The organism is Asticcacaulis endophyticus (genome assembly GCF_014652575.1).
Classification (GTDB): Bacteria; Pseudomonadota; Alphaproteobacteria; order Caulobacterales; family Caulobacteraceae; genus Asticcacaulis; species Asticcacaulis endophyticus.
Genome location: NZ_BMZB01000003.1, coordinates 87,422 through 110,939 on the forward strand (window position 1 = coordinate 87,422; position 23,518 = coordinate 110,939).

Sequence of the window (23,518 nt, forward strand, 5' to 3'; positions counted from 1 at the left end):
TTGCTGTGCCATGAGTTATGTCGCCATTCTGGAAACTGGTATACCGCCCGCAGGTCTTGATGCGACCTACGGCACCTATGCCGATATGTTTGCTAAAAAGCTGCATCAACCGGAACGCGCTTTTCGGGTGTTTAAGACGCTGGACGGGGAACTGCCGGATCTGAATGAAGACTTTCGCGGCGTTGTCATCACCGGCTCGCCAGCCGGGGTTTATGAAAGTGATCCGTGGATAACCGCCCTGATTGACTGGCTGAAAGCGCTGCGGGCTGATGTGCCGGTGGTCGGTATCTGCTTTGGTCATCAGGTCATGGCGCAGGCCTGGGGCGGCCATGTCGAAAAATCCCACAAAGGCTGGGGCGTCGGGCTTCACGAATACACCATCCATGACGGTGATATCTGGAGTACCTTAACCGATGGCGCGCATCGGGCCATTAAGGTCGCTGTCACCCATCAGGATCAGGTGGTCAGAAAGCCGGACAATGCCATTGTACTGGCGGGCTCTGAGTTCACGCCGCATGGGGCGCTATACTACACTGACCGCAAGGCGATCTCGTTTCAGTGCCATCCGGAGTTTTGCGCTGATTTTGCCGGTGATCTGCTCAAATCCCGCCGGGGCGTGCGCATTACTGAGGAGCTAGTCGATAGCGCATTGGTTAGCCTTCAGGAACAGGGCCATAGTCAGGATATTTTAAAGCTGATCTCACGGTTTTTGGCGGCGTAAATGATGGAAACCTTGCTGTGGATATTTGGTGCAACGATATTATACGTCATAACGTCAACTTTTGCCGCTATTTTAAGCAAGCCCTACGAATTGTTTCGAATTAACGGACCGCAGAGCTTGCCGAAGCAGTGGAAGAAAATAGGCGCTTGGACTCTTGGCGGGCTTAGAGGGTATGTTTTTTCGCTGCAGCTATTTCCAGTAACCATTTCACCTGCGATGTCACGCTTTCTGCGGTTTGGATTGTGGATAAACCGAGGGCTGGTTGTTATTTCCTTAGCCGCTCATGCCATCGCGATGTGGTATATGTTCACGTAATGACATCGTCTGACAAACTTTACGGCCACTTTACCATCGGCGGCATGGACGACAGGATCGATTCTACATTGCCGCCGGTTTTCAGACCAAACAGGGTGCCTCGGTCGTAAAGCAAGTTAAACTCGACATAACGCCCGCGCTGAATCAATTGCTCTTCGCGCTCGGCCTCAGTCCATACCTCATTAAAGCGGTCCCGCACGATGGCGGGATAGACATTTAGGAACGTCTCGCCGACCGCCTGCGTGAAGGCGAAATCAGCCTCGTGGTCACCACTATTGAAATGGTCATAAAATATGCCACCACTGCCGCGCGGCTCGTTGCGGTGAGGCAGGAAGAAATATTCATCGCACCATTTTTTGAAGCGCTCATAGTAGTCCGCGCCAAAGCGATCACATGTGTCTTTGAACGCTTGATGGAATTTGGCCGCATCGGGTGCTGCCTGTGACCGATCCACTGCCAGCAGCGGCGTCAGGTCGGCACCGCCACCAAACCAGCCTTTAGTCGTGCATATATAGCGGGTGTTCATATGCACCGCTGGCACGCGCGGATTGGTCATGTGCGAAATCAGGCTGATGCCGGTGGCGAAAAAGCGCGGGTCATCTTCGGCGCCGGGAATGGTTTTGGCAAACTCAGGGCTAAACGTGCCGTGGACGGTGGAGATATGGACCCCGACCTTTTCAAACAGGCGGCCGGTCATCATCGACATCTCGCCGCCGCCGCCTTCCGTCCGCTGCCAGGGGGTGCGCACGAACCGGCCCGCTTCGCCCGGATAGAGCGATGGCGACGCCTCATCCTCCAGAGCCTCAAACGCCGCGCATATCTGGTCACGCAAAGACCGAAACCAGACGGAGGCCGCTTTCTGGCGATCAGCTAAAACATCAGGGGCGGTGAGGGCGGCTTGGGTCATGGTCAGGCTCTGTGTCAGGCTTGGGGCGAAAAATATGGGCGCTGTATAGGCCGATCAGGGCCTGACGGGAAAGGTGTTCGTTTGTCGCAGGGCTTCCCCCAGCGCCATTGAGGCCGAATTGATCACATTGATTGAGCGTGCCTGAGCACTAATCGGGATGAACAGGCGGGCATCGGTATAGGCATGGACATCCTCAGGCACGCCCGCACTTTCGCGGCCAAATAACAGAATATCGTCAGGCTGAAACAAAAAGTCGCAATAGGGGGACGCAGACTTGGTTGTAAACAGGATCACTCTGGATGCCGGGGCTGAACTGGCGCGCCAGATTTTGAATTTTTCCCACGAATCATGCCGCGACACATCAGCGCACCCCCCGTAATCCATAGCCGCCCGTTTGATGGCTTTGTCATTCAGTGGAAAGCCGCAAGGCTCGATAATATCAAGGCTGACCTCAAGACAGGCCGCCAGACGTATGGCGCTGCCGAGGTTTTGAGGGATGTCGGGCTGGTACAATACAAAACGCATGATTTTATAGGTTTTCCGGACTACGGGTTTGAATCCATCCTGCAATTGTGGTTATAGACGGTTATAAGAACCGATAAATGCTGATTTGAGTTAAATTTTTAACGGAATCGGTGGATGGAAGGTTTGTAATTATGGGCGCTTCGGCTATGAACGAAGCGGGCTGCGGCACTTTAACGCATAGCGCTAAGGGGACGTGGCAGAGGAAAACTATGAGGTGGCAAGGTGAGCGAACCTGACAATACGGCCGCTGCGGTGAATGACGATCCGTCCCGCCGCGACTTTATCTACATTGCTGCGGGGGCGACCGCCGTGGGTGCCGTGGGGGCTATTGCCGTACCGCTTGTGGCGCAAATGAATCCGGCGGCTGACACTCTGGCAATGGCGTCGACGGAGTTCGACCTGACCAAGGTTCAGGAAGGTCAGCAGATCGTGATCAAATGGCGCGGTAAGCCGGTTTTTATCCGCAGCCGCACGGGTGCGGAAATCAAGGCGGCTCAGGATACGCCGCTGGCTGATTTGAAAGATCCGCAAACCGATGCTGACCGCGTTAAGGCGGGCAAAGAACAATGGCTGATCCTGGTCGGTTCCTGTACCCATCTGGGGTGCGTGCCGACCTTTGGCGCCGGTGACTATGGTGGCTGGTTCTGCCCGTGCCATGGCTCTCACTACGATACATCGGGCCGCATCCGCAAAGGTCCGGCCCCGCTCAATCTGGTCGTTCCGGAATATGATTTCCTGACCGATACTCGCGTCAAAATCGGTTAAGGGGAGCGCAGGGCACCATGAGCGATCATCAGTCTACCTATGTACCTAAAACCGGCTTTGAAAAGTGGCTCGATTCGCGTCTGCCAATCGTGCGGCTGGCCTATGACAGCTTTGTCGACTATCCGACCCCGAAGAACCTGAACTACTGGTGGACCTTCGGCGGTATTTTGTCGGTCTGTCTGGCCATTCAGATCATCACCGGCATTATTTTGGCTATGCACTATACGCCGCATGTTGATTACGCGTTTAACAGTGTCGAACGCATCATGCGTGATGTGAACTATGGCTGGCTGATCCGTTATGTCCACGCCAATGGCGCGTCGATGTTCTTTTTTGCCGTCTATATCCACATGCTGCGCGGCCTGTATTACGGCTCCTATAAGGCGCCGCGCGAAGTCCTGTGGATTTTGGGCTGTATCATCTTCTTCCTGATGATCGCTACGGCGTTCATGGGCTATGTCTTGCCCTGGGGGCAGATGTCGTTCCACGGCGCGGTCGTGATTACCAATCTGATCGGCTCGATTCCGTTGATCGGCGGGCCGATCCTGACCTGGCTGCAAGGTGGCTTTGCGGTCGATCAGGCGACCCTGAACCGTTTCTTCTCTCTGCACTATCTGCTGCCGTTCGTGATTGCCGGTGTGGTTATCCTGCATATCTGGGCGCTGCACGTTGCCGGTCAGAACAATCCGGCGGGTGTTGAGATAAAGTCCAAAGAAGACACCGTTGCGTTCACACCTTATGCGACGGTTAAGGACGGCGTGGCGATTATCGTCTTCCTGTTCCTGTTCTCGGTCTTTGTATTCTTCATGCCGAACGCTCTGGGCCATGCCGACAACTATATTCCAGCCAACCCGCTGGTCACACCGGCGCATATTGTGCCTGAATGGTATCTGCTGCCCTTCTATGCCATCCTGCGCGCTATTCCGGATAAGTTCGGTGGGGTGATTGCGATGTTTGGTTCGATCGCGGTAATATTTGCCTTGCCGTGGCTGGATACCTCAAAGGTCAAGTCCATGCGTTACCGTCCGGTGATGCGCTGGTTCTTCGTGATCTTCGTTATCGTCTGTCTGGGCCTTGGCTGGTGCGGCGCTCAGTTGCCGGATGCTCAGGTCATTCCGGGCCTGCCGAGCTTCACCCTGTTTGACGGTCAGTTGAACTCCTACCTGTGGCTGACCCGTCTGTTCACCATCTATTATTTCGTATTCTTCCTGCTCATCATGCCATGGATTGGTCTGAAGGAAGAGCCGTTGCCGGTGCCTGCGTCGATCTCCGAGGCGGTTTTGGCCGAACACAACAAGAAAAAGGGCTAACTCAGATGAAGTCCCTACAAACTCTCGGCAGGAAAGCGTGGATTCAGGCGGCGACGACCGTGATGGCGGCTTCGCTTACCCTTGGGGCAGGTTCGGCTCTGGCGGCAGGCGGTGCTTTGCATCCCCATGAACCCAAAGAAGGCTTTAGCTCTAGCGGCGTTCTGGGCACCTATGATCAGGCCCAGCTTCAACGGGGCTACAAGGTCTACCGCGAAGTGTGCGCGGCCTGCCATTCTATGAAGCTGATATCGTTCCGTAACCTCGGTGAAAAGGACGGTCCGTTCTATGATCCGAAGTACAAGAATCCGAACGAAAATCCGGTCGTAAAGCAGATCGCTTCGGAATTCGAAGTGCCTACCATTGATTCCGAAACGGGCGATGTAATCACCCGCAAAGCCACCACCTCAGATGCGTTCCCGTCACCGTTTGCCAATCCGGAAGCGGCGGCGGCATCGAACGGCGGGGCGGTTCCGCCGGATCTGTCGGTCATTACCAAGGCCCGTCACGGTGGTGCGTCCTATGTCTACTCATTGCTGACCGGCTATAAAGCCCCGCCTGCGGGTCTTAAGATTGCTGAAGGTCAGCATTACAACCCTTACTTCCCCGGCGATCTGTCGTCGGCATGGTCGGGCGATCATAAGCATGTGCCTGCCGGTGGGGTTCTGGCTATGGCGCCGCCATTATCAGCCGGTCAGGTCACCTTTGATGATGGTCGTGAATCGACCCTCAGCAACCAGGCGGCCGATGTGGCGGCTTTCCTTGAGTGGGCCGGTGAACCCAAGGCTATTCTTCGCAAGAAGACCGGCGTTGCGGTTCTGGCCTATCTGCTGCTGTTCTTCGGTTTGACCTATGCGTCCTACCGTATGGTCTGGCGCGGTAAGCACTAAGCGCAAACTCTTATAGACTGCAAAAACCCGCCGGGATTTCGGCGGGTTTTTTTGTTGTAAAAACGCCGAAAAACAGGCGTATAAGCACGGTTCTAAGCTTTGAGATAAGATATATGAAACTGGCCTCGACCATCCGCACTATCCCTGATTTCCCCAAGCCCGGCATCATGTTCCGGGACATCACCACGCTTTTGGGGGATGCCCAGGCGTTTACCCTGGCCGTGGATGAATTGGTCGGCGCCTTTGCAGGGACGGATATCGATAAGGTCGCCTGTATCGAAGCGCGCGGGTTTATACTAGGCGGGGCTGTGGCGCATATTCTGGGGGCGGGGGTGGTGCCGCTGCGAAAAAAGGGCAAACTGCCACATGACCGGATTTCCAGCGCTTATCAGCTAGAATATGGCATGGACATCATCGAAATGCACACGGACGCGATCGAATCGGGGGAACGGGTTCTGCTGATCGACGATTTGATTGCCACTGGTGGGACGGCCATGGCGGGAATCGATTTGCTTAAGCGGGGTGGGGCGGAAATTGTGGGCGCGGCCTTTGTGATCGATTTGCCTGATCTGGGCGGTGCGCGCAGGCTGGAAGCCGTAGGCATTAAGGTCGTAAGTCTGGTGGGCTTTGACGGGCATTGAGTCTCAAGAGCTGCTGCGCCAGCGAACAAATTTCGTCCGAAAAGTGTGTAGCGGACTTATCAGTTGTGTCTTATAGACCCTTAAGCGCACAATCCTGTATACGATTCTGCGCAGAGTAGCAGCGTAACCAAAGCGAAGAGACCGGGGTCGATGTCATTCGTACAACTTAGCGAAGCGTTCGCGCCATATGAAGAACTGGCGCAGGATCTTTTGCCGCATGTCGTGGTCAGTAACGACGGCGCCCATGATGTTGCTCATCTGGTCCGTGTCTATAAGGTCGCTCGCACGCTTCAGGAACTTGAGGGCGGGTGTCTGCGCGTCCTGACGGCGGCGGTGTTGCTGCATGACTGTGTTCAGGTTGAAAAGAACTCACCGGAACGGGCGCGGGCGTCGCGTCTGGCGGCAGATAAGGCCCGCGAAATCCTGAGCCAACTGGGCTGGGAAGAGGCTGATCTGGATGCCGTCGATCACGCCATCCATGCCCATAGCTATAGCGCCAATATCCCGCCCCAGACCCTTGAGGCGCGGATACTACAGGACGCGGATCGTCTTGATGCGATCGGCTTTGTCGGTATCGCCCGGTGCTTTTACACCGCCGGACGGATGGGATCATCGCTGTACGATGCGGCCGACCCGCAAGCCCAAGGCCGCGAACTTGATGACACATCTTTTGCGCTGGATCACTTCACGACCAAGCTGTTCAAGCTGTCGGACGGCTTCCAGACCAGGGCTGGCAAGGATATGGCCGAACTGCGCCATGCCCGGATGAGGGCTTTTGTCGAATACTTCCACGAAGAGATATGAAAATCGCGGTCTTTGGTCGATTAGTGCGTCGCCGTCACTAGGAGGTATCTAACATACCTCCGTCGTTAGGCTCCTGCTACTCGACTCAAATCTCACGATTTTCTGGTTATCTGCTGGACCTCCCGAAAGTACACTGAGCGCAGCGAAGGACTTCCGGGTGAGGGGCTACACGTTGAACCGGAAGTTCAGAATATCGCCGTCCTTGACCAGGTATTCCTTGCCTTCCTGACGGAACTTACCGTTTTCCTTGCAGCCGGCTTCGCCATTGAACTTGACGTAGTCGTCATAGGCCATGGTTTCAGCGCGGATGAAGCCCTTCTCGAAGTCGGTGTGGATGACACCGGCGGCTTGCGGAGCGGTATCACCGACATGGATGGTCCAGGCGCGGGCTTCCTTGGGGCCAACGGTGAAATAGGATTGCAGGCCAAGGAGTTTATAGGCTTCGCGGATCAGTCGGTTCAGGCCCGGTTCTTCGAGGCCCAGGGTCTCAAGGAATTCGGCGCGTTCCTCGGTGTCGAGAAGGGCGATTTCCGACTCGATCTGGGCGGAGATCACCACGCTGTTGGCATGGTCAGCCTTGGCGCGGGTGGCGACCAGATCAGACAGTTCGTTGCCCTTATCGGCGGAGGCTTCATCAACATTGCAGACATAAAGCGCAGGCTTTGAAGTCAGCAGTTGCAGCATGTCCCAGGCTTTTTGGTCGTCCTTGGAAACCTTGCCTTTTTCGTAGGCGATGCGGGCGGGGCGGCCTTCGTTGAGTTCGGCGAGGGCCGCCTTGATCAGGCCGACGGTTATGGCCGCCTCCTTATCGCCGCCGGTCTTGGCGCGCTTTTCAAGGTTGGGCAGACGCTTCTCCAGGCTTTCCAGATCGGCCAGCATCAGTTCGGTCTCAATAATTTCCAGATCGCTGATCGGATCAATGCGGCCTTCGACGTGGGTGATGTCGGTATCGACAAAGCAGCGCGCCACAAAGGCAATGGCGTCACAATCGCGGATATTGGCCAGAAACTGGTTGCCGAGACCTTCGCCTTTTGAGGCCCCGCGCACGAGCCCTGCGATATCCACAAAGTTGATACGGGCCGGGATGATTTCTTTGGAGCCCATGATCTTGGCCAGCACCTCAAGGCGCGGTTCAGGCACGGCGACATCGCCGGTGTTGGGTTCAATGGTGCAGAACGGATAGTTGGCCGCTTGCGCCGAGGCGGTCTGGGTCAGGGCGTTGAACAGGGTTGATTTGCCGACGTTGGGCAGACCGACGATAGCGACTTTGAGGGCCATGGGAATCCGTGACTATGGGAAACTGTAAATTGGCCGTTCCGCTATCATGGAACCACGTCCAAGGCCAGATTTAAAGTGCCCGCAGCCTGTGGGCCGCGAAGTTGTAAAATCCATGTGACGCCGCAAAAAGGGTGTGGTAGCCAATGGTAAAGGATCGAAAATGATCGGCAGGGGGGATTATGATCACGAAACGTCAGTTTATGGCGGGCGCTACGGCGACCGCGGGTGTGGGCTTTGGGGGCGGTGTATATGCCGCTAACGGGCAGGTGGTTCGGGTGCCCATTACCCTATCCAAAGGCGGGCTGCCTTTGGTGCAGCTTAAGATCAATAAGCAGGGGCCCTTTACGTTCATGCTCGATACGGGGGCATCGGTCAGCATGATCCGTGAGGATCTGGCGCGGCAGTTGGGCCTGCGTGTTGATGGCAAGGCAGCGACCGGCAGCATCAAGGGAACGGATATCCATAAGGCCTATGCGGCGGGAGAGATTGTCCTTGGGGGGACGTTGCGGGTGGAAAACTGGCGGTTTGCCGGATCGGATGCCTTCACAGCGCGCGAATATGACGGGCTGCTGTCGGCCAATATACTGACCCAGTTGCCTTGCCAGCTTGACTACGAAGCCAGGGAAATTCGCTATTATGTCGGCGCGCCCATGGACCTGACGGGGTTTGGCAAACTGAACGGTATCTACAGGTCCGAATATCAGGGGGGTGTAGAAAAGGTCTATGTGCAGATTAAACTGCCGGACGTTGCGCTAAATCTTGCGCTGGATACGGGGGCGACGGGCCCGATGATGGTCTTTGGCGATGTCGTCAGGCGTCATAAACTATGGGACAAATATCCGGTTTATCGTGAAGCCGAGATGACCGGCGCCAATGGCCGTAAGCTTAAGGGGCGGCTGGTCAGTATCAAGGATGTGCAGATTGGCGGGGTATGGGTGCCGGAAGTGGCCGCCGCATTGGTTGATCCCTCGGAAAAGGACACTATTCAATCCAAAGACCATTTTCACGGCCTTGTCGGCGCGCCATTTCTCAGAGCTTTCACAGTGGCGTTTACGCCGCAGAAGGCGGTCTATATCAAGCGTAATCAGAACCTGATGGCCATGGCCCCGCCAACGCGTTTGGCCGGGGCTTCTGAGGTTCGGCCTGAGTCATCCGCAGATAAACCCGTACTGGGCTTTGACTACACCAGCAGCCGCCAGATATTGTTCCGTCTGACGGGTAAGGGCGGGCTGCCGGCAATCGCCAGAATGGATACCGGCACAGAGAGTTCAATCGGTGAGGCATTGGCTACGCGGCTTGGGTTATCGGCGGCGGATGGCTATTATCAGGGGGCACCGCTTTCCATTCACGGCATGTCACTGGAGGCGCTGCGCTTTAAGGTGGCCCGTAACCCCAAGAGTGGTGCCGTGCTGGGGCTGGATTTTCTGAGGCTTTATCCGTCGTTGCTGGATTTCGACACTAACAGTCTAATCTTCTTTAAGAGCGGCGATGTGGATACGGGCGGTTTTGAGCGTCTGGCCGTGACAAAAGCGTCTGACGGGCGGTTGATTGTGGCGGCAAAACTGATGGGCAAGGATACGCAATGCCTGATGCAGACCGGCACGGCCTATGGCCTGTGGCTGCCGCCGCAAACGGTGCGGGCGCGCAATCTCTGGGACGCCTTCCCCAAGGCCGAGGATCGCCTAGCCTATAGGACCCGCAGCATTTTGTGAAGACCCGCTTTACAGGGGTAAGTGGCTTTGATCTCGGATCTTATCGGATTGATCCCTGTCCAGTGACCTTTTCTGACCCGGTGCAAACCGATGATCCGGATATGGCGGGGGCCGATGCGGTTATGGGCATGGGCTTGCTGCGGCGGTTCAACAGCGTTTATGAGCGTGACGGGGGCGTCTGGTTCAAGGCGAACAAGTATTTCAATGGCTAGGCGTTAGGATGAGGACGGCGGCCGTGGCAGCACCATCGTGGCGGGATAAGGACAGCCGGGTTTCCTGAGCGTGTATGGTGATGTCTGGATCGTCCAATACGGTCGTAAGGGCGGTGATAGCCTTATGCATCGTCCACTGATCGTAGTTGAGGTGTTTGCCCGCGCCCAGACGCGTGACGCGGCGGGCATTGTCGAACTGATCGGCAAACACGGGCACCACCAGTTGCGGCCGGCCAGAACGCAGGGCCTGAGCGGTGGAGCCTATGCCACCGTGGTGGATAATGGCGTGGCAGCGCGGGAACAGCAGGGAGTGCGGTGCGTAAGATATGGCCAGTATGTCCGGGCCGTGGTCTTGCTTCAATAGCGGGCTGTCCGCTCCGACCAGCAGCACGGCGCGGGCATTAAGGTGGCGGGTGACCTCTATGGCGGTTCGGTAAAAGGCTCCGCCGCCCGTGACGACCGCACTGCCCAGACCAAAGACGAGGGGTGGTGGGCCATTTTCCAGAAACACCTTAAGGTCAGGCGTCAATAGCGGGGCGCGTCCATCTTCGCTGTCGTAAAATGGAAAACCGCAGATGTGGGTGTTGGGCGGAAAGTCCGGCTCGATCTGGCCAAATACAGGATCATAAAGTGCCAGAGTCTGATGATCCGATAATATGCCGCCCAGACTCATATGGGGTTTTAGGCCAAATTTTTTATAGATGCGCCTGATGCTGGATTGGGTGGAGGCCATAAAACCTTCCCCTGCACGGATGATCAGGCGGTTGTAGTGACGCTGCCAGTCTTGGGTGGGGTTGAAGATGAACGGGGCTTTTTTGACCTTGGGCGGGTCATAAACCGACATCATAACCGTTGGCTGCAAGGCTATGACGGTGAACGGTTTTTGTTCAAGCTGAGCGGCTATATGCGCGCCGTAGGCAAAGGATGACCCCACCACCACATCGGCACCGGCCACCAGCGGTCTCAGGTCAGCCACGGCGGTCTCAAGATAGGGCGCGATCAGGCGCTTGATCATAAAGCCGTGGTCGCGGGTCAGGCGGTGAATGATGGCTTCGGGCGCCATGCGCAGGTCACGGGTATAGGTTTCGCGGCTGGCACCATAATCATGAAAGGTAAGCCCTGCGGCTTCGACCTTTTGGCGGTAGTCGGGATGCGAGGCCAGTACGACCTCTGCGCCCTGAGCTTTCAGCTCCAGCCCAAGGGCCATGAACGGGTGTAGATCGCCCAAGCTTCCGTGAGTGGCCAGGACAATCTTCATGGGCGTTTTATTCCACCCCGGCCGCGCCGACCTGACGCGGGCTGAACTTAGGCGCGGGCGCCAGTCTCATGACTTCGTTCTGGTAGCGGTCATTATCGGGTTTGCCGTGGGCGTCGCCAAGTAGTAGCGGCAGGGACTTGACGCAGGCGCGGTTGAGATCATCAACCCACGGCATATCCGATTTGCCGAAATCGGATAGCACCCAATTATGCACCATAGACTTGTCGCCGGGATGGCCGATCCCCATCCGGGCCCGCACAAAATTGGGCCCCAGATGTCCCATGATCGAGCGCAGGCCATTGTGACCGGCATGTCCGCCACCCAGCTTCATGCGGAACCGTCCCGGTGCCAGATCCAGCTCATCGTGAAACACGATAATATGCTCAGGCTTGATCTTATAGAATGAGGCCGCTTCGAGGACGGCATTGCCGGACAGGTTCATATAGGTTTGCGGCTTAAGGCACAGGACTTTTTTGACGCCCGTTGCCGTCTCAACCTGACCTTCGCTGGACAGCGACTGAAAGCGCTTTTTCGCAAGCCCAAAACCGCCGCTATCGATCAAGGCGTCGATAAACATGAAGCCGATATTGTGGCGGTTTTTTTCGTATTTATCGCCCGGATTGCCGAGGCCGACCAGCAGGAACACGTACATCTCCCAAAGAATAAGGCCTTGTTCTTAAGTTAGAACAAGGCCTCAATCAATTTCAATGCTAAAGTCGGAAAACTTTAAGCTTCGGTGGCCGCTTCGTCAGCGCCCATGCCGCCGGTCGCAGCAACCGTGGCGATCACGAAATCGCGGCCAACGGTCGGGGAAACGCCTTCGGGAAGCTTCACAGCCGAAACGCGAACAGTGTCGCCGATTTCAAGGCCGGTCAGGTCGAAAACCAGATCTTCCGGGATGTGGTCAGCCGGGGCCCACAGTTCAACTTCGTGACGTACGACGTTGAGCGTACCGCCCTTTTTCAGGCCGGGCGACAGTTCGTGGTTGATGAAGTGAGCCACGACGTTGATCTTGATCTTTTGGTGCTCATCGACGCGGTAAAGGTCGAAGTGTACCGGAACGTCCGTGACCGGATGGAAGTCGATCGCCTTGGCGATAACTTTTTGGGTCTCTTCGCCATGCTTAAGCGTGACAAGGTGACCCGCCAGCTTGCCGGTATAAAGCGCCTTACGGAACTCATTCAGGCTGACGGCGATCGGCACAGGGGCCTTGTCACCACCATAAAGAACGCCAGGCAGCTTACCGGCATTGCGGGCAGCACGGGCGCCACCGGTGCCGGTGCGCTCACGAACTTCAACGTCTAAAACGATCTCGGCCATAAGCCACTTCCTCAAACAAAATGCGCCGGACACAGCGTAAGCCTGCGGCGTGGGTGAATACCCGAAATTCCAAAGAGGCCGGTTGATACACGCATTGTCCTGAATACGCAACCGTCAAGCCGGGCAAAAAATGCAATTTTCGGCGTCATATGACGGCTTTTTAAGCCCCGTATATAGCAAAAGGGCCTGAAAAACATCAAATGCGCTTCAGGCCCGAATTGAATTCAACGGATAAGAATCGATCAGGACGTCTTCTTTTTCGTTGCCGCTTTTTTAGCCGGGGCCTTCTTGGCCGGAGCTGGCTTTATATAGGGTTTGGCGTTGACGTATTTCAGCTTTTCGGTGCCGTCAGCATTAAACTCAACGGTGCGCTTTGGCGCCAGATCAAGCGCATTGGACGACACCTGACCGATGCACTGGCCGGTATCCATAAGGATGTGCTGACCAATGCAGAAGACATCTTCAAAGTGTGGCTTGGCAACGGCGAGGCACTGATAAAGGTTGAGCTTAGCCATGTTCAGGCAGGTCGGGCCATCACGTTCATCGAGCAGCATGGAGATGTTGGCTTCATTAGCCCCCGCGCCTTCGCCCAGAATGGCCAGAGCCGCGATTGCCAGTCCGCGGTTGACGGTGGCCGTATAGGGTGCGTCAAACATGTTGGCGGGCAGGGTGACGCCCGGTTGCAGGTCCTGTGCCGTCAGTTTTTGCGCCACGATCGGGTCGTGCTGCCCGGTTGAGGTGGCGGCAATGGTGGCGGCCTGATCGGTGGAATAGGCGGCTGAGGTGGCTTGCGTTACCATGCCCTGACCGGTCAGGGCAGCTACCAGAAGTTGGTTCGACTGATCGGCGGCAACCGGATGGGCGGTTGTGGAATTGATCTTAGCTTGTGACAGGCGAACGTCGCGGGTCTTGATGAACTCACGCGACCAGTGTTGTTTTTGGATGTCGTAGGCCGCCTGCTTGACGCGGGCACCGACCTTATAAACGCTTTCGCCGTGGCTAGACAAAGCGAGGATTACACGACGGGCGGCGATATTGGCACCCGGAATATTGGCCGCTGCCGCCGGGTTTGACATGATATTGTTGATCAGTTGCGCGCGGCTTTCCGGATTGGCAGCATAGGCACGCAGTTCAGAACGGAAACTGGGCTCCTGCATGGCCACGATAGCCGCATAGGCAACCGCCCCGCGGGCCAGTTGCTTGGGCTCATATGCGGCACCTTGCTGAAGCTTGGTCTGAATAACTTCGGCAGTGGCGAAATCAGGGGTCATTTCGCGTGCGGTTTTCACATACTCTAAATAGACGGATGCGGCATCCGACACGACCGGAGACAAAGCAACCGGCGGACCGGCCGGAGCTGGCGGCGGGGGCGGAGGTGGTGGCGGGGCTTCCGTGGCGCAACTGGCCAGAGCCAGAGCGAACATCGATACCAATACGCCTTTATAAACAACCGTCTTCATAACAACTCCCCTTAAATACTCTCAGGCGCGGTGGGTACGCGCACATGCCGCTATGACTGCGGCTCGCCTGTCTGGGCGTTCACTGTGCGCAATTTTCCGCGACTGTATAGCCTATTTCCTTGCCGATTTATTACATCAGGCAAAAAAAGCGCCGAAATTATGGCCCATTGCAAGGCGGGGGAGAATTGTGATTTCGGAACTATCCGAACCGTTGAAAAATCAGTCGAACAGTTTCGAGACGGATTCTTCGTTGGCGATCCGGCGGATGGCTTCGCCAATCAGCGGGGCCACGCCGACGATGCGGATTTTGGGGTGATTGCGGATAACTTCCGGCACTTCGATAGAGTCGGTGATCACCAGTTCCTTAAGCACCGATTTATCGACGCGGTTGAGCGCTTCGCCCGACAGGACACCGTGGCTGATATAGGCTGACACCGACTTGGCGCCTTGTTCGACCAGAGCCTTAGCCGCATTCACAAGCGTGCCGCCGGAATCAACGATATCGTCAAACAGGATACAGTCACGGCCTTCGACCTCACCGATGATGTTCATGACTTCGGACTCACCGGCGCGCGGACGGCGCTTATCGACGATGGCCAGATCGCCGCCCAGACGGTCGGCCAGAGCGCGGGCGCGCACCACACCGCCGACATCAGGCGAGACAATCATGATCTCAGCCGCGTTGCTGTATTGATCCTTGATGTCGCGGGCCATGAACGGGATGGCCACCAGATTGTCGGTTGGAATATCGAAAAAGCCCTGAATCTGACCAGCGTGCAGATCCATCGTCAAAACCCGGTGGGCCCCGGCGCGGGTGATCAGGTTCGCGACCAGCTTTGCCGAAATCGGGGTGCGACCGCCGACTTTGCGATCCTGACGGGCATAGCCGAAATAGGGGATCACCGCCGTGATCCGCTTGGCTGAAGCGCGGGTCAGGGCGTCAATGCAGATCAGAAGCTCCATCAGGTTGTCATTGGCCGGAAAGCTGGTTGACTGAATGACAAACACGTCTTCGCCGCGGACATTTTCGTCGATCGTGACGAAGATTTCGTTGTCCGCAAACCGCTGAACCCGCGCCTTGGTCAGCGGCATGTCAAGATAGGTGCCGATGTTCTGGGACAGGCTGCGGTTGGAATTGGCGGAGAGGAGTTTCATGAAGACGCCTGTGGCTGGAGCAGAGCGAGAGGGCTGTGCAAAATGCACATCATTTCAGCGGCTTTTAGCAGGTGGCATATTGCGGGCAAGGGGATTCGTCGCAAACTTGTAAAAAATTGCTTAAACGTGGTTAAGATACATCTTACTCTTATTCAGGTCTCAGCATGATCGCCGAAATCAGGCGTCCATAATCGCTTTCGCCGGTCTTAAACGCGCGGCGGTTGGAAAAGAACATATCGGCCTGCGCACAGGTGTCATGGCCGGTCGAGGCTATCAGGGTCACGCCCGCCCGCTTAAGCCGCATCAGGCAGTAACCCGGCAAATCGAAAAAGCGTTTATCGGGGCTGTGACCCGCAATAAAAAAGGCCGGACTATCGGGATCGGTGTCCGCGAAGGTGGCTTCATAATCGGCGCTAACCTCATACGAAGCCTGCTGAATACATGGTCCCACCACGCAGCGGATATGACGCAAATCCGACCCTTGCGCCAACATGGCGGTGAGTGTCGCCTCGATAATGCCGCCAAGCGCGCCTTTCCAGCCGGCATGGGCCGAAGCGACCACACGGTTGATCGGGTCGGCAAATAATAGCGGCGCGCAATCGGCCGATAAGGCGCCTAGCACCAGACCCGCCTTGCCGGTAACCAGCCCGTCGGCTTCGGGGCGGGCATCAAGAGCAAGCGGCATGTTAACCGTCAAAGCGATGGCCGAATGCACCTGATAGCAGGTTAGAAGGTGGCTGTCGTCGCGGTCGAAACTGGCGGCGACACGACGGCGGTTTTCACGCACGGCTTCTTGATCATCCTTGGAGCCCAGCCCTATGTTGAGGCTGCCATATGGTGCCAGTGATACGCCGCCCAGACGGGTGAAAAAGCCATGCTGGATGCCGGGCAGTTCAAGCAAGGGATGCAGAATGCGGGGTGGAAGCGGGGCGGCGGTCATGGGATCAATTTACGCTCTCGGTGTGATGGGTTCAAGCGCGGGCAGGGCTAAATCCGGCGGAAAACTTAAGGCTAGTACTTTAAACAATTCCCCCATCTGATCGGGGGCGATCAGGCGTTCAATCTGACGGGCCAGAAGATCTGCGCGATCCGGGTTTTTAGCGCTTAAGGCCTCAAGGCGCGCGACGATGCCCAGCCGTTGCAGGAAAGCGGACTGTGTACTGATTTCACTGACGGCGACACCCGCCGTGCGCGCGGTCGCGGCGACTGACGGAAAATCAGCCCACACGGTCAGGTCATGCGCGCCCGGTGCCTCCAGCGGATTGAATTTTTGTTGGCGATAGAGGGCTTGTAAGGTGTCACCCGATCCGGGCGCATCTCGTCCATAGTCGATCAGCAGGGCGGCCCCGGTGGCAGCTTTTAGCTTATCCGACAGGATTTGCGCCATCAGCCTCTGGGCGGGAGAAATTTCATAGATCTGACCCTCTTCGCCATTTGGCGGCGGGATAAAATCACTCGGCGCATCGCTGAGGCCAAAGATCAGCTCACCATTATCGCTAAGCCCTACGCGACGCTCATGCCATTTGTCGTCACGCCGGATAAACTGACGGGCAGGCAGGCAATCCAGAATCTCATTGGCAATGATAATGAGGGGTGCATCAACGGGTATGTCGGAGATGTCATTCAGGAATACGGCGTACGGCACCTTAGCCAACTGCAAAGCGCGCAATGGCAGAGATGGTTCAACCAGCACCACCTGCGCGGCCGTCAGAAAATCCGGAATCACCCGTCCCGCCCGCAGAATATCGCTGATCAGGGTGCCATCGCCGGGGCCGATTTCGACCAGATTAAACCGCTCAGGCGCGCCTAAATCCTGCCAGACCTGAACGCACCACAGGCCGATCAGTTCGCCGAATATCTGAGATATCATGGGCGCGGTGATGAAGTCGCCGTCTGCACCCAAAGCCGGCCGGGTCGAGTAATAACCGTCCTTTGGGTCAAGCAGGCAGCGCCACATATAGTCAGCGATCGTCATCGGCCCGTCCTGAGCGATGTCGCGTTTCAGCCGGTCTTTCAGCGACATCAGACCGTTTTGTCCTCTGAACTATTTTGGGTTTTACCCGACAAAGCGCGCCAGATCAGCCAGCCCCCAATAAGCACCATGATCAGCGACAGGCTCTGGCCCATGGTGATGACGTTTTTGAAAAACGGCAGCATCTGCTCATCAGGTTCGCGGAACATCTCAACTATGGTGCGGAAGATGCCGTAACCGGCAATGAATACCCCCATGATCAGGCCGGGGCGTTTCAGTTGCTTATAGATATGGGCCAGCACGAAGGCGACGGCGAATAGCACCAGCCCTTCCAGCACCGCCTCATAAAGCTGCGACGGGTGGCGCGGCAATGGGCCGGCGGGACACTCACGATACATGGCGCGAATAAAATCATTACAAAACACCATGCCCCACGGCGCGTCGGTCGTGCGTCCCCACAGTTCGGCATTGATGAAATTAGCCACCCGGCCCAAAAATAGCCCGATCGGTGCAGCGCAGGCCAGCAGATCGCCAAGGCTATAGGGACTGACCTTATATTTGCGGGCAAACAATATACCCGCGACCGCCACGCCGGTTATACCGCCGTGGAAGGACATGCCGCCTTCCCAGACCTTGAGCGCCTGAATGGGGTTAGCCAGCACCGGCCCCAGATCGTAAAACAATATGTATCCGATCCGTCCCCCCAGAATGATGCCGACAAACAACCACAGGATCAGGTCTTCGAGTTGCTCGCGCGTAATCGGGGCGCGGTCATGGGGCCATAAGACCTCTTTTTTCAGCAGTCTGGCAGCATACATCCAGCCAAACAGGACCCCGCCGACATAGGCCAGCGCATACCATCTGATGGCGACGGGACCGAGCTGCAAAAGTACGGGATCGAAATCGGGTAAAACTAAAGGCACAGGGCTCATGTAGGGGCGCGCTTTCGTGACATATCCAAAAGTCCGTTTAGCAAGATCGCATCGAATCGTCGCGCTTAAATGAAGAATCATGAAAAATGTTTGTGAAAGTGTACTATATGGCGCTCAGTTTATGTTTTGACGCATTTCTTGAGCGAAAAACCGGTGCCCACTTTTTCGCGAAATGCTCTACCCTGTTGTACCCCCCCTTGAGGAGACGGCTATGCAAACCAAAAATCCCTTCATGGACGAATTTGCCAAAATGACTACCAATGCCATGTCTTTGGCGCAGGCGGCGGGCGAAGAGGCCAAGTCCGCCTTTCGGGCTCAGGCCGACAAATGGGTGGCCGATATGGATCTGGTACGCCGCGATGAATACGAAGCGCTGGCAGCTCAGGTCGCGGAACTGCGCGCCGAACTGGCAACGCTTAAAGCCGCCAAAAAACCAGCCGCTAAAAAAGACGACAGCGGCCCGGCCGCGTAATTGCCAAGCCTTTTTTGACCCATTTGGGCAGGACTTGCGCACTGCGACGGCATTATAGAGATAAAGACAATATCATGGATCAGCCTCTGGCTTTTGACAGCGATTTCAGCCTTGACCCGCTGGAGATGGTGGAAACCATCCTCACCGATGAGGGGCTGAATTTTGAACGCACCAAAGACGGTGAACTGACCTTCATGCTGTCCGGGGACTGGAAAAGCTATGACATGTGGTTTGTCTGGCGCCCCGAAGGCGAGTGCCTGCAACTGTGTTGTGGTCTGGATATCGGCTTTAAGCCGGAGCATGTCACCGGGCTTTATGAGTTGTTGTCGCTCGTCAATCAGCGGGTCTGGTTCGGGCATTTTGAAATTTACCGCGAGCCGGGCATGGATGATGCTGAGCCGGTCAACGATATCGTGTTTCGTCATACCTTGGCGTTCACGACGCTGGATAAGCCTTCGGCCGTGCAGACCGCGCACATGATCAATTCAGCGGCCGACGCCGTTGACCGGTTTTTCCCGGCGTTTGATTTTTACCTCAAAGGCGCGCGTTCACCCTTGGCGGCCCTTGAAGCCTGCCTGTTTGAAACCGTCGGCGAAGCATAAAAGAGATTTGCATATGTCTTTCACCCCCATTCTTCTGGTTGGCGCTGGCGCGCTGGGGTCATCTATTCTCAAAGGGTTTCGCCGGTCAGGGCACATATCGCCGTCCGACGTGATGATCTTGGATCTCAAGCCGCAGGACGAAGCGCAAAGCTATGCCGCCGATGGTGCGAAACTTAATCCGCCGCCCGAAGTCTGGGCGCATGCCAAAACCATTATAATTGCCGTTAAGCCGCAAAGCTGGCGCGAGATGGCCAGGATTTTCGAGGGCAATCTGAACCCTGACGCCGTACTGATTTCGGTCATGGCCGGGGTGAAAACCGCAGACCTGTCGCAAGTCTTTGCACCGATCAAGGTGGCGCGTGTCATGCCGACGACCGGAGTAGCCACGGGCAAGGGCGTGGCCAGCATATATGCCGCCGAGGCGTCAGCGCTTGAGGCGGCGAGGTTTGTATTTGAACCCATCGCCGCGACGGCGATCCTAAGCGACGAAGGCCTGATTGATTCGGCCACGGCCGTGTCCGGTTCGGGGCCTGCCTATGTCTATGCCTTTGCGCGTGCGCTGGAAAAGGCCGCATTAAGCGTGAACCTGACATCTGCCGATGCCCGTACACTGGCGCGCGCTACCCTGATTAGTGCGGCGCGTTTGCTGGATGAAACAGGTGAAGAACCTGATGATCTGATTAGGAAAGTCGCCTCTCCTGGCGGGACAACCGAAGCTGGTTTGAAGGTGTTGTGTGCAGACGGCGGGCTTGATGACCTGATCAAGGCGACGGTTGAGGCGGCTTTCAAACGCTCGCGCGAACTGGGTTAAGGCCGGGGCTAAACTGCCGAAAGCCCGAACAAAAACTCGTGGAACGCCAAAGTCACGAAATAGATAGACGACGCGAACAGGAATTTCGCAACTCCGATCTCGGCCGGCACAAACGGGGTGTGGCCGGTCAGAATGGCTGCAAACGGGATGATTGAGGTGCGCTTTCTGATAGAGCGATAGGTATCGCCCATTAGGGTCAATCGTTTGTTGTCGATGCTGTTGGCACCCAGAACACACAGGGCAAGCAGCGACCCAAAAAAGATCCATGACGCCAGATTGCCATTGCATGCCATGTGCGTTAGCGCCCATAGACCGATTCCGGATAAGACCGGATGGCGTGAGACGCGGATAATACCGTAGACCGGTTTATCGCCGAGGTGTTTCAAAGCGCCCATGCTGGTCGGGCTTTTGCTCATATAGCCTATGATGATCAGTTGAAAGGCGACGAAATTGGTCACCAGAGCCAGGGCCTTCAGCAGCACCGGCGCCTGCCAGATGCGCAGATTTAACGCATCAGCCATCGCTATGGCATAGGCGTGCATCATCCACGCCAGACCGGCCAGAGAAAACAAAGAAAACAGGATGTAATAGGCGGTTGGACCGATGGCGCTGATGATTTGCAGCTTAAGCACCGTTCCGGAGATCATCAGGTGGATACACAGAAAAAAAGCGCAGGCCAGCGCGAGGGTCCACATACCGGTCTCCATCAATAATAGTCCTGATGACTATCACGACTGTTTGCGATCAAACAAGCTTTGCGCAGAGTATTGGTGAAGGGAGGTAGCCCTGTGCGCTGTTTAAGAGACGCGTGGCTTACGGACGCATATCGACATAGGGGATGATCGGCGCATTGAGCACATCAATATCATCCTTTTTGGGCGCGGATTTTGGTGGCTCAGGCTTTGACGGCTCGCCCGGTGCGGGGAAGGGCTTATGCGCCTCTGGCGGTGGTGCGGGCGGTGTCGGTGAGGGGGCCTGCGGTGCTGGCGCTGCGGCCTTTGCCTCAAGCTCATCCTTGGGGCGCCGGATAATGGCTTCAACATGGTAGAACCAGCGTCGGGCGGTTTCCATGGCCCCGCGCGGGCCTTCAGCGCGCGCGGTCAGATTATCATTTGGGTCCCATAGCACCAGTTCAAAGTCCGGACGGGCCGGATCATCAAAAATCAGGCGCATGGTCACGCGGGTGACCTGTGGCGCGATATCATCCAGCATCTTATGCGGGCCAGAACGTAGGACGCGCGCCACGACCTTGGAATCTACAAAGATTTCAATCCCCATCAATTCGCGTATGGGATAGATGCGGGTGGGTACCTTACCAAACTCGCGCACAATGATAACTCGGTTGAGATTATAGGCGATGGCACAGGCCGCGCGTCTGACCGGTTCCAGCGCCTGAACGTCGGCGCGGGTGCCTTCCAGTGCTTCGTTAAGTTCGTCTTCGAGTTTTTTAGGCTGCTCGACGCGCGAATTCCAGACACGGTAAAGGATCAGCAGAATCGCGATGCCTGCTGCCGATAAAATTATCAATGTCGGAAGAAACCGTTCCAACCCGTCCACCCCAAAGAATTGCCGCGCATATTAACCATGAATTATATCAGCCGGTAAGGGGGCAGTGAAAGACTTTGTTGAATCCGCGTCATATTTAATCGTCTGCCGTGTCGTCGGCATCATTATCTTCGCCTGCGGGGCGAGCGCGCACAGTCGCGGGACGCTTGATGACGGCATCGACATGCGATAACCATTTACGTCCCAGACGCACCGCATCGGCCGCCGTCTTGGGGTGGACTGGATTTGGGGACATTTGTCCGAACAATTCGACTTCAAATTCCGGCGTCTCAATGTCGTCAAACATCAGCCGCAAGATAACCCGACTGGCATTGGGGTAGGTTTCATCCATAACCCGGCGGGTTTCGCCTTTTTGAGTGCGGGCCACGATTTTTTCATCGACGATCAGTTCAGCGCCGTCAATTTCATCGAAGGTGAACACCAGGCCTTGCTTGCCGCTGTCCCACAGTACCGCCATATCGCCGGCGCTGAAATCAAGGCCGGCAGCTTTCTGTCCGCTCAGATCATAGATGATGGCATCGGCGGGTTTGCCCAGGGCTCTCAACAGGCCACGGGTTAGCCTGCGGCTGGATTCAAACCACCATAAAACCACGGATGATACGATCAGCAGACCGATCCCGGCCAGCAAAAACCACAACAGTACCCGCAGAGTTTCATCCATGTCAGGAATCAGCCTTTCAGTTTGAGTTTAAGCTCAATCAGAGGTTAAACTCAACGCTGACCGGCACATGGTCGGAGGCTTTGGCGTTTTCAGTCGCAAATCCGCGCGTGGCTTTGTGGATGGTGAACGCCGACAGCTTATCCGCGGCTTGCGGTGACATAAGGTGATGGTCGATGCGGATACCTTCGTTCTTTTGCCAGGCGCCGGCCTGATAATCCCAGAAGGTGTAACGATTGTCGGCGGGGGGCATAAGATCGAACGCGTCGCTGTACCCTAAGTTTTTAAAGCGCCGGAAGGCGGCTCTGACCTCAGTTTGAAACAGGGCGTCATCGACCCACATAGCCGGATTATAGCAATCAACAGGTTCGGGTATGATATTGTAATCGCCGGATAAAATCGTGCGTTCTTCAAGTGCCAGCAATTGCGTGGCGCGGGCCATAAGCCGCTCGATCCAGCGCAGTTTATAGCTGTACTTCTCTGTGCCGATCGGGTTGCCATTCGGCAGATAAATGGAGGTAACGCGAAACGGGTGAGGGGCATCAACGACGGCCTCCAGATACCGGGCCTGCTCATCCTCATCTTCGCCTTTGAGGCCCTTGGTGATGTCGGACAGCGGATATTTCGACAAGATGGCAACACCGTTATAGGTCTTTTGCCCGTGTACAGCGATGTTGTAGCCCAGCGATTCAAAGGCCTCATAGGGGAACTTTTCGTCGATGCATTTCAGTTCCTGAAGCGAACAGACATCCGGGCGTTCCTCACGGAACCAGTTGAGAATGACCTCTAACCGGGCATTGACGGAGTTGACGTTCCAGGTCGAAATTTTCATGAAATAATCTGTTTTATATCGAAAAGGACACGCCGCACCCACAGGACGACTTGGCGTTGGGGTTGAGGATTTTAAACTGGGAACCGACCAGTTCCTCAACGTAGTCAATGATTGAACCGCTTAATAAGGGGGCCGAGACATCATCTACCAGTGCGCGCGCACCGTTATAGCCGATGACGCTGTCGCCGTCTTCGGCCGCGTCAACCAGATCGAGTTGGTATTGAAAGCCGGAGCAGCCACCGCCTTCGACGGCGACCCTCAGCAGGATTTCGCGACCGGCCTCCGCAGATAAAGCGTTGATATGGCGCGCGGCGGCGGCGGACAAAGATATGGAATGGGACGTGCTCATGGCCCCTATATAGTCGGATTTGGTGTAAAGTTCAGCCGTCGATTAAATTTTTTA

The 23,518-nt window shown here is 56.2% G+C and carries 28 protein-coding genes; 12 read left to right on the forward strand and 16 right to left on the reverse strand.

Annotated features, from left to right (window positions below):
• The first annotated feature begins 10 nt into the window (after positions 1 to 10).
• Both IE102_RS11420 and IE102_RS11425 read left to right on the forward strand, forming a co-directional pair.
• Complete coding sequence (locus tag IE102_RS11420; RefSeq protein ID WP_189486723.1) at positions 11 to 721, forward strand: type 1 glutamine amidotransferase; 711 nt, start codon at positions 11 to 13, stop codon at positions 719 to 721.
• Positions 722 to 1,036 carry a hypothetical protein gene (locus IE102_RS11425; protein ID WP_189486725.1) on the forward strand — a complete coding sequence of 105 codons (315 nt, stop codon included), beginning with the start codon at positions 722 to 724 and terminating at the stop codon, positions 1,034 to 1,036.
• 19 nt (positions 1,037 to 1,055) lie between these two features.
• Here IE102_RS11425 and hemF read toward each other — a convergent pair whose 3' ends face one another.
• Both hemF and IE102_RS11435 read right to left on the reverse strand, forming a co-directional pair.
• Positions 1,056 to 1,943, reverse strand: a complete 888-nt coding sequence (gene hemF / locus IE102_RS11430) for an oxygen-dependent coproporphyrinogen oxidase (protein WP_189486727.1) — start codon at positions 1,941 to 1,943, stop codon at positions 1,056 to 1,058.
• Between the two features lie 54 nt (positions 1,944 to 1,997).
• Positions 1,998 to 2,468: a tRNA (cytidine(34)-2'-O)-methyltransferase gene (locus tag IE102_RS11435; RefSeq protein ID WP_189486729.1), complete on the reverse strand. Its 471-nt coding sequence runs from the start codon at positions 2,466 to 2,468 to the stop codon at positions 1,998 to 2,000.
• A 222-nt stretch (positions 2,469 to 2,690) separates the two neighbouring features.
• On the opposite strand from IE102_RS11435, the gene petA reads away from it, so the two are divergent.
• The 5 genes from petA (at position 2,691) to IE102_RS11460 (ending at position 6,875) form a co-directional block, all read left to right on the forward strand.
• Entirely contained in the window at positions 2,691 to 3,233 is a 543-nt protein-coding gene (gene petA, locus IE102_RS11440) for a ubiquinol-cytochrome c reductase iron-sulfur subunit (RefSeq protein WP_189486731.1), read from the forward strand.
• Between the two features lie 17 nt (positions 3,234 to 3,250).
• Positions 3,251 to 4,543: a cytochrome b gene (locus IE102_RS11445; RefSeq protein ID WP_189486732.1), complete on the forward strand. Its 1,293-nt coding sequence runs from the start codon at positions 3,251 to 3,253 to the stop codon at positions 4,541 to 4,543.
• 5 nt (positions 4,544 to 4,548) lie between these two features.
• Positions 4,549 to 5,430 carry a cytochrome c1 gene (locus tag IE102_RS11450; protein WP_189486734.1) on the forward strand — a complete coding sequence of 294 codons (882 nt, stop codon included), beginning with the start codon at positions 4,549 to 4,551 and terminating at the stop codon, positions 5,428 to 5,430.
• A gap of 113 nt (positions 5,431 to 5,543) precedes the next feature.
• Positions 5,544 to 6,071, forward strand: coding sequence for an adenine phosphoribosyltransferase (locus IE102_RS11455; protein ID WP_189486736.1), 528 nt, complete (start codon positions 5,544 to 5,546; stop codon positions 6,069 to 6,071).
• 150 nt (positions 6,072 to 6,221) lie between these two features.
• Complete coding sequence (locus IE102_RS11460) at positions 6,222 to 6,875, forward strand: HD domain-containing protein (RefSeq protein ID WP_189486738.1); 654 nt, start codon at positions 6,222 to 6,224, stop codon at positions 6,873 to 6,875.
• Positions 6,876 to 7,040: 165 nt separating this feature from the next.
• On the opposite strand, the gene ychF is transcribed toward IE102_RS11460, so the two are convergent.
• Positions 7,041 to 8,153 (reverse strand): redox-regulated ATPase YchF, encoded by a 1,113-nt coding sequence (ychF, locus tag IE102_RS11465; protein WP_189486740.1) that lies wholly within the window; start codon positions 8,151 to 8,153, stop codon positions 7,041 to 7,043.
• Positions 8,154 to 8,332: 179 nt separating this feature from the next.
• Between ychF and IE102_RS11470 the strand changes: the two genes are divergently transcribed.
• Positions 8,333 to 9,865, forward strand: coding sequence for an aspartyl protease family protein (locus IE102_RS11470; protein ID WP_189486742.1), 1,533 nt, complete (start codon positions 8,333 to 8,335; stop codon positions 9,863 to 9,865).
• 62 nt (positions 9,866 to 9,927) lie between these two features.
• Complete coding sequence (locus tag IE102_RS11475) at positions 9,928 to 10,077, forward strand: hypothetical protein (RefSeq protein WP_189486744.1); 150 nt, start codon at positions 9,928 to 9,930, stop codon at positions 10,075 to 10,077.
• On the opposite strand, the gene IE102_RS11480 is transcribed toward IE102_RS11475, so the two are convergent.
• The 8 genes from IE102_RS11480 to lgt form a co-directional block, all read right to left on the reverse strand.
• Positions 10,067 to 11,335, reverse strand: coding sequence for a glycosyltransferase (locus IE102_RS11480; RefSeq protein WP_189486746.1), 1,269 nt, complete (start codon positions 11,333 to 11,335; stop codon positions 10,067 to 10,069). The two genes, IE102_RS11475 and IE102_RS11480, sit on opposite strands and share 11 nt — an antisense overlap.
• A 7-nt stretch (positions 11,336 to 11,342) precedes the next feature.
• On the reverse strand, positions 11,343 to 11,981 hold the full coding sequence (gene pth / locus IE102_RS11485; RefSeq protein WP_189486748.1) for an aminoacyl-tRNA hydrolase: 639 nt from the start codon (positions 11,979 to 11,981) through the stop codon (positions 11,343 to 11,345).
• An 80-nt stretch (positions 11,982 to 12,061) separates the two neighbouring features.
• Complete coding sequence (locus IE102_RS11490; RefSeq protein ID WP_189486750.1) at positions 12,062 to 12,655, reverse strand: 50S ribosomal protein L25/general stress protein Ctc; 594 nt, start codon at positions 12,653 to 12,655, stop codon at positions 12,062 to 12,064.
• A 242-nt stretch (positions 12,656 to 12,897) separates the two neighbouring features.
• Entirely contained in the window at positions 12,898 to 14,115 is a 1,218-nt protein-coding gene (locus IE102_RS11495) for a hypothetical protein (RefSeq protein ID WP_189486752.1), read from the reverse strand.
• Positions 14,116 to 14,334: 219 nt separating this feature from the next.
• Positions 14,335 to 15,270, reverse strand: coding sequence for a ribose-phosphate pyrophosphokinase (locus IE102_RS11500; protein WP_189486754.1), 936 nt, complete (start codon positions 15,268 to 15,270; stop codon positions 14,335 to 14,337).
• A 148-nt stretch (positions 15,271 to 15,418) separates the two neighbouring features.
• Entirely contained in the window at positions 15,419 to 16,210 is a 792-nt protein-coding gene (gene pgeF, locus IE102_RS11505) for a peptidoglycan editing factor PgeF (RefSeq protein ID WP_189486756.1), read from the reverse strand.
• A 9-nt stretch (positions 16,211 to 16,219) separates the two neighbouring features.
• Positions 16,220 to 17,293, reverse strand: a complete 1,074-nt coding sequence (locus tag IE102_RS11510) for a class I SAM-dependent methyltransferase (RefSeq protein WP_189486758.1) — start codon at positions 17,291 to 17,293, stop codon at positions 16,220 to 16,222.
• A complete protein-coding gene (gene lgt, locus IE102_RS11515) occupies positions 17,293 to 18,174 on the reverse strand; it encodes a prolipoprotein diacylglyceryl transferase (protein ID WP_189486760.1) in 882 nt (293 codons plus the stop codon). The genes IE102_RS11510 and lgt overlap by 1 nt, the downstream gene beginning before the upstream one ends.
• A gap of 211 nt (positions 18,175 to 18,385) precedes the next feature.
• On the opposite strand from lgt, the gene IE102_RS11520 reads away from it, so the two are divergent.
• From IE102_RS11520 to proC, 3 genes are all read left to right on the forward strand, one after another.
• A complete protein-coding gene (locus IE102_RS11520) occupies positions 18,386 to 18,646 on the forward strand; it encodes an accessory factor UbiK family protein (protein ID WP_189486762.1) in 261 nt (86 codons plus the stop codon).
• A gap of 74 nt (positions 18,647 to 18,720) precedes the next feature.
• On the forward strand, positions 18,721 to 19,248 hold the full coding sequence (locus IE102_RS11525) for a type III secretion system chaperone family protein (protein WP_189486764.1): 528 nt from the start codon (positions 18,721 to 18,723) through the stop codon (positions 19,246 to 19,248).
• Positions 19,249 to 19,261: 13 nt separating this feature from the next.
• Positions 19,262 to 20,059 carry a pyrroline-5-carboxylate reductase gene (gene proC, locus IE102_RS11530; RefSeq protein WP_189486765.1) on the forward strand — a complete coding sequence of 266 codons (798 nt, stop codon included), beginning with the start codon at positions 19,262 to 19,264 and terminating at the stop codon, positions 20,057 to 20,059.
• 8 nt (positions 20,060 to 20,067) lie between these two features.
• Here proC and IE102_RS11535 read toward each other — a convergent pair whose 3' ends face one another.
• The 5 genes from IE102_RS11535 to IE102_RS11555 all read right to left on the reverse strand — a co-directional run bounded on the left by IE102_RS11535 (position 20,068) and on the right by IE102_RS11555 (position 23,464).
• A complete protein-coding gene (locus IE102_RS11535; protein WP_189486768.1) occupies positions 20,068 to 20,754 on the reverse strand; it encodes an NnrU family protein in 687 nt (228 codons plus the stop codon).
• A gap of 118 nt (positions 20,755 to 20,872) precedes the next feature.
• Entirely contained in the window at positions 20,873 to 21,607 is a 735-nt protein-coding gene (locus IE102_RS11540) for a hypothetical protein (RefSeq protein ID WP_189486770.1), read from the reverse strand.
• Between the two features lie 94 nt (positions 21,608 to 21,701).
• Positions 21,702 to 22,286, reverse strand: coding sequence for a hypothetical protein (locus IE102_RS11545; protein ID WP_189486772.1), 585 nt, complete (start codon positions 22,284 to 22,286; stop codon positions 21,702 to 21,704).
• A 37-nt stretch (positions 22,287 to 22,323) separates the two neighbouring features.
• A complete protein-coding gene (locus tag IE102_RS11550; protein WP_189486774.1) occupies positions 22,324 to 23,115 on the reverse strand; it encodes an exodeoxyribonuclease III in 792 nt (263 codons plus the stop codon).
• A gap of 13 nt (positions 23,116 to 23,128) precedes the next feature.
• Complete coding sequence (locus IE102_RS11555) at positions 23,129 to 23,464, reverse strand: HesB/IscA family protein (RefSeq protein WP_189486776.1); 336 nt, start codon at positions 23,462 to 23,464, stop codon at positions 23,129 to 23,131.
• Between the last annotated feature and the right edge of the window lie 54 nt (positions 23,465 to 23,518).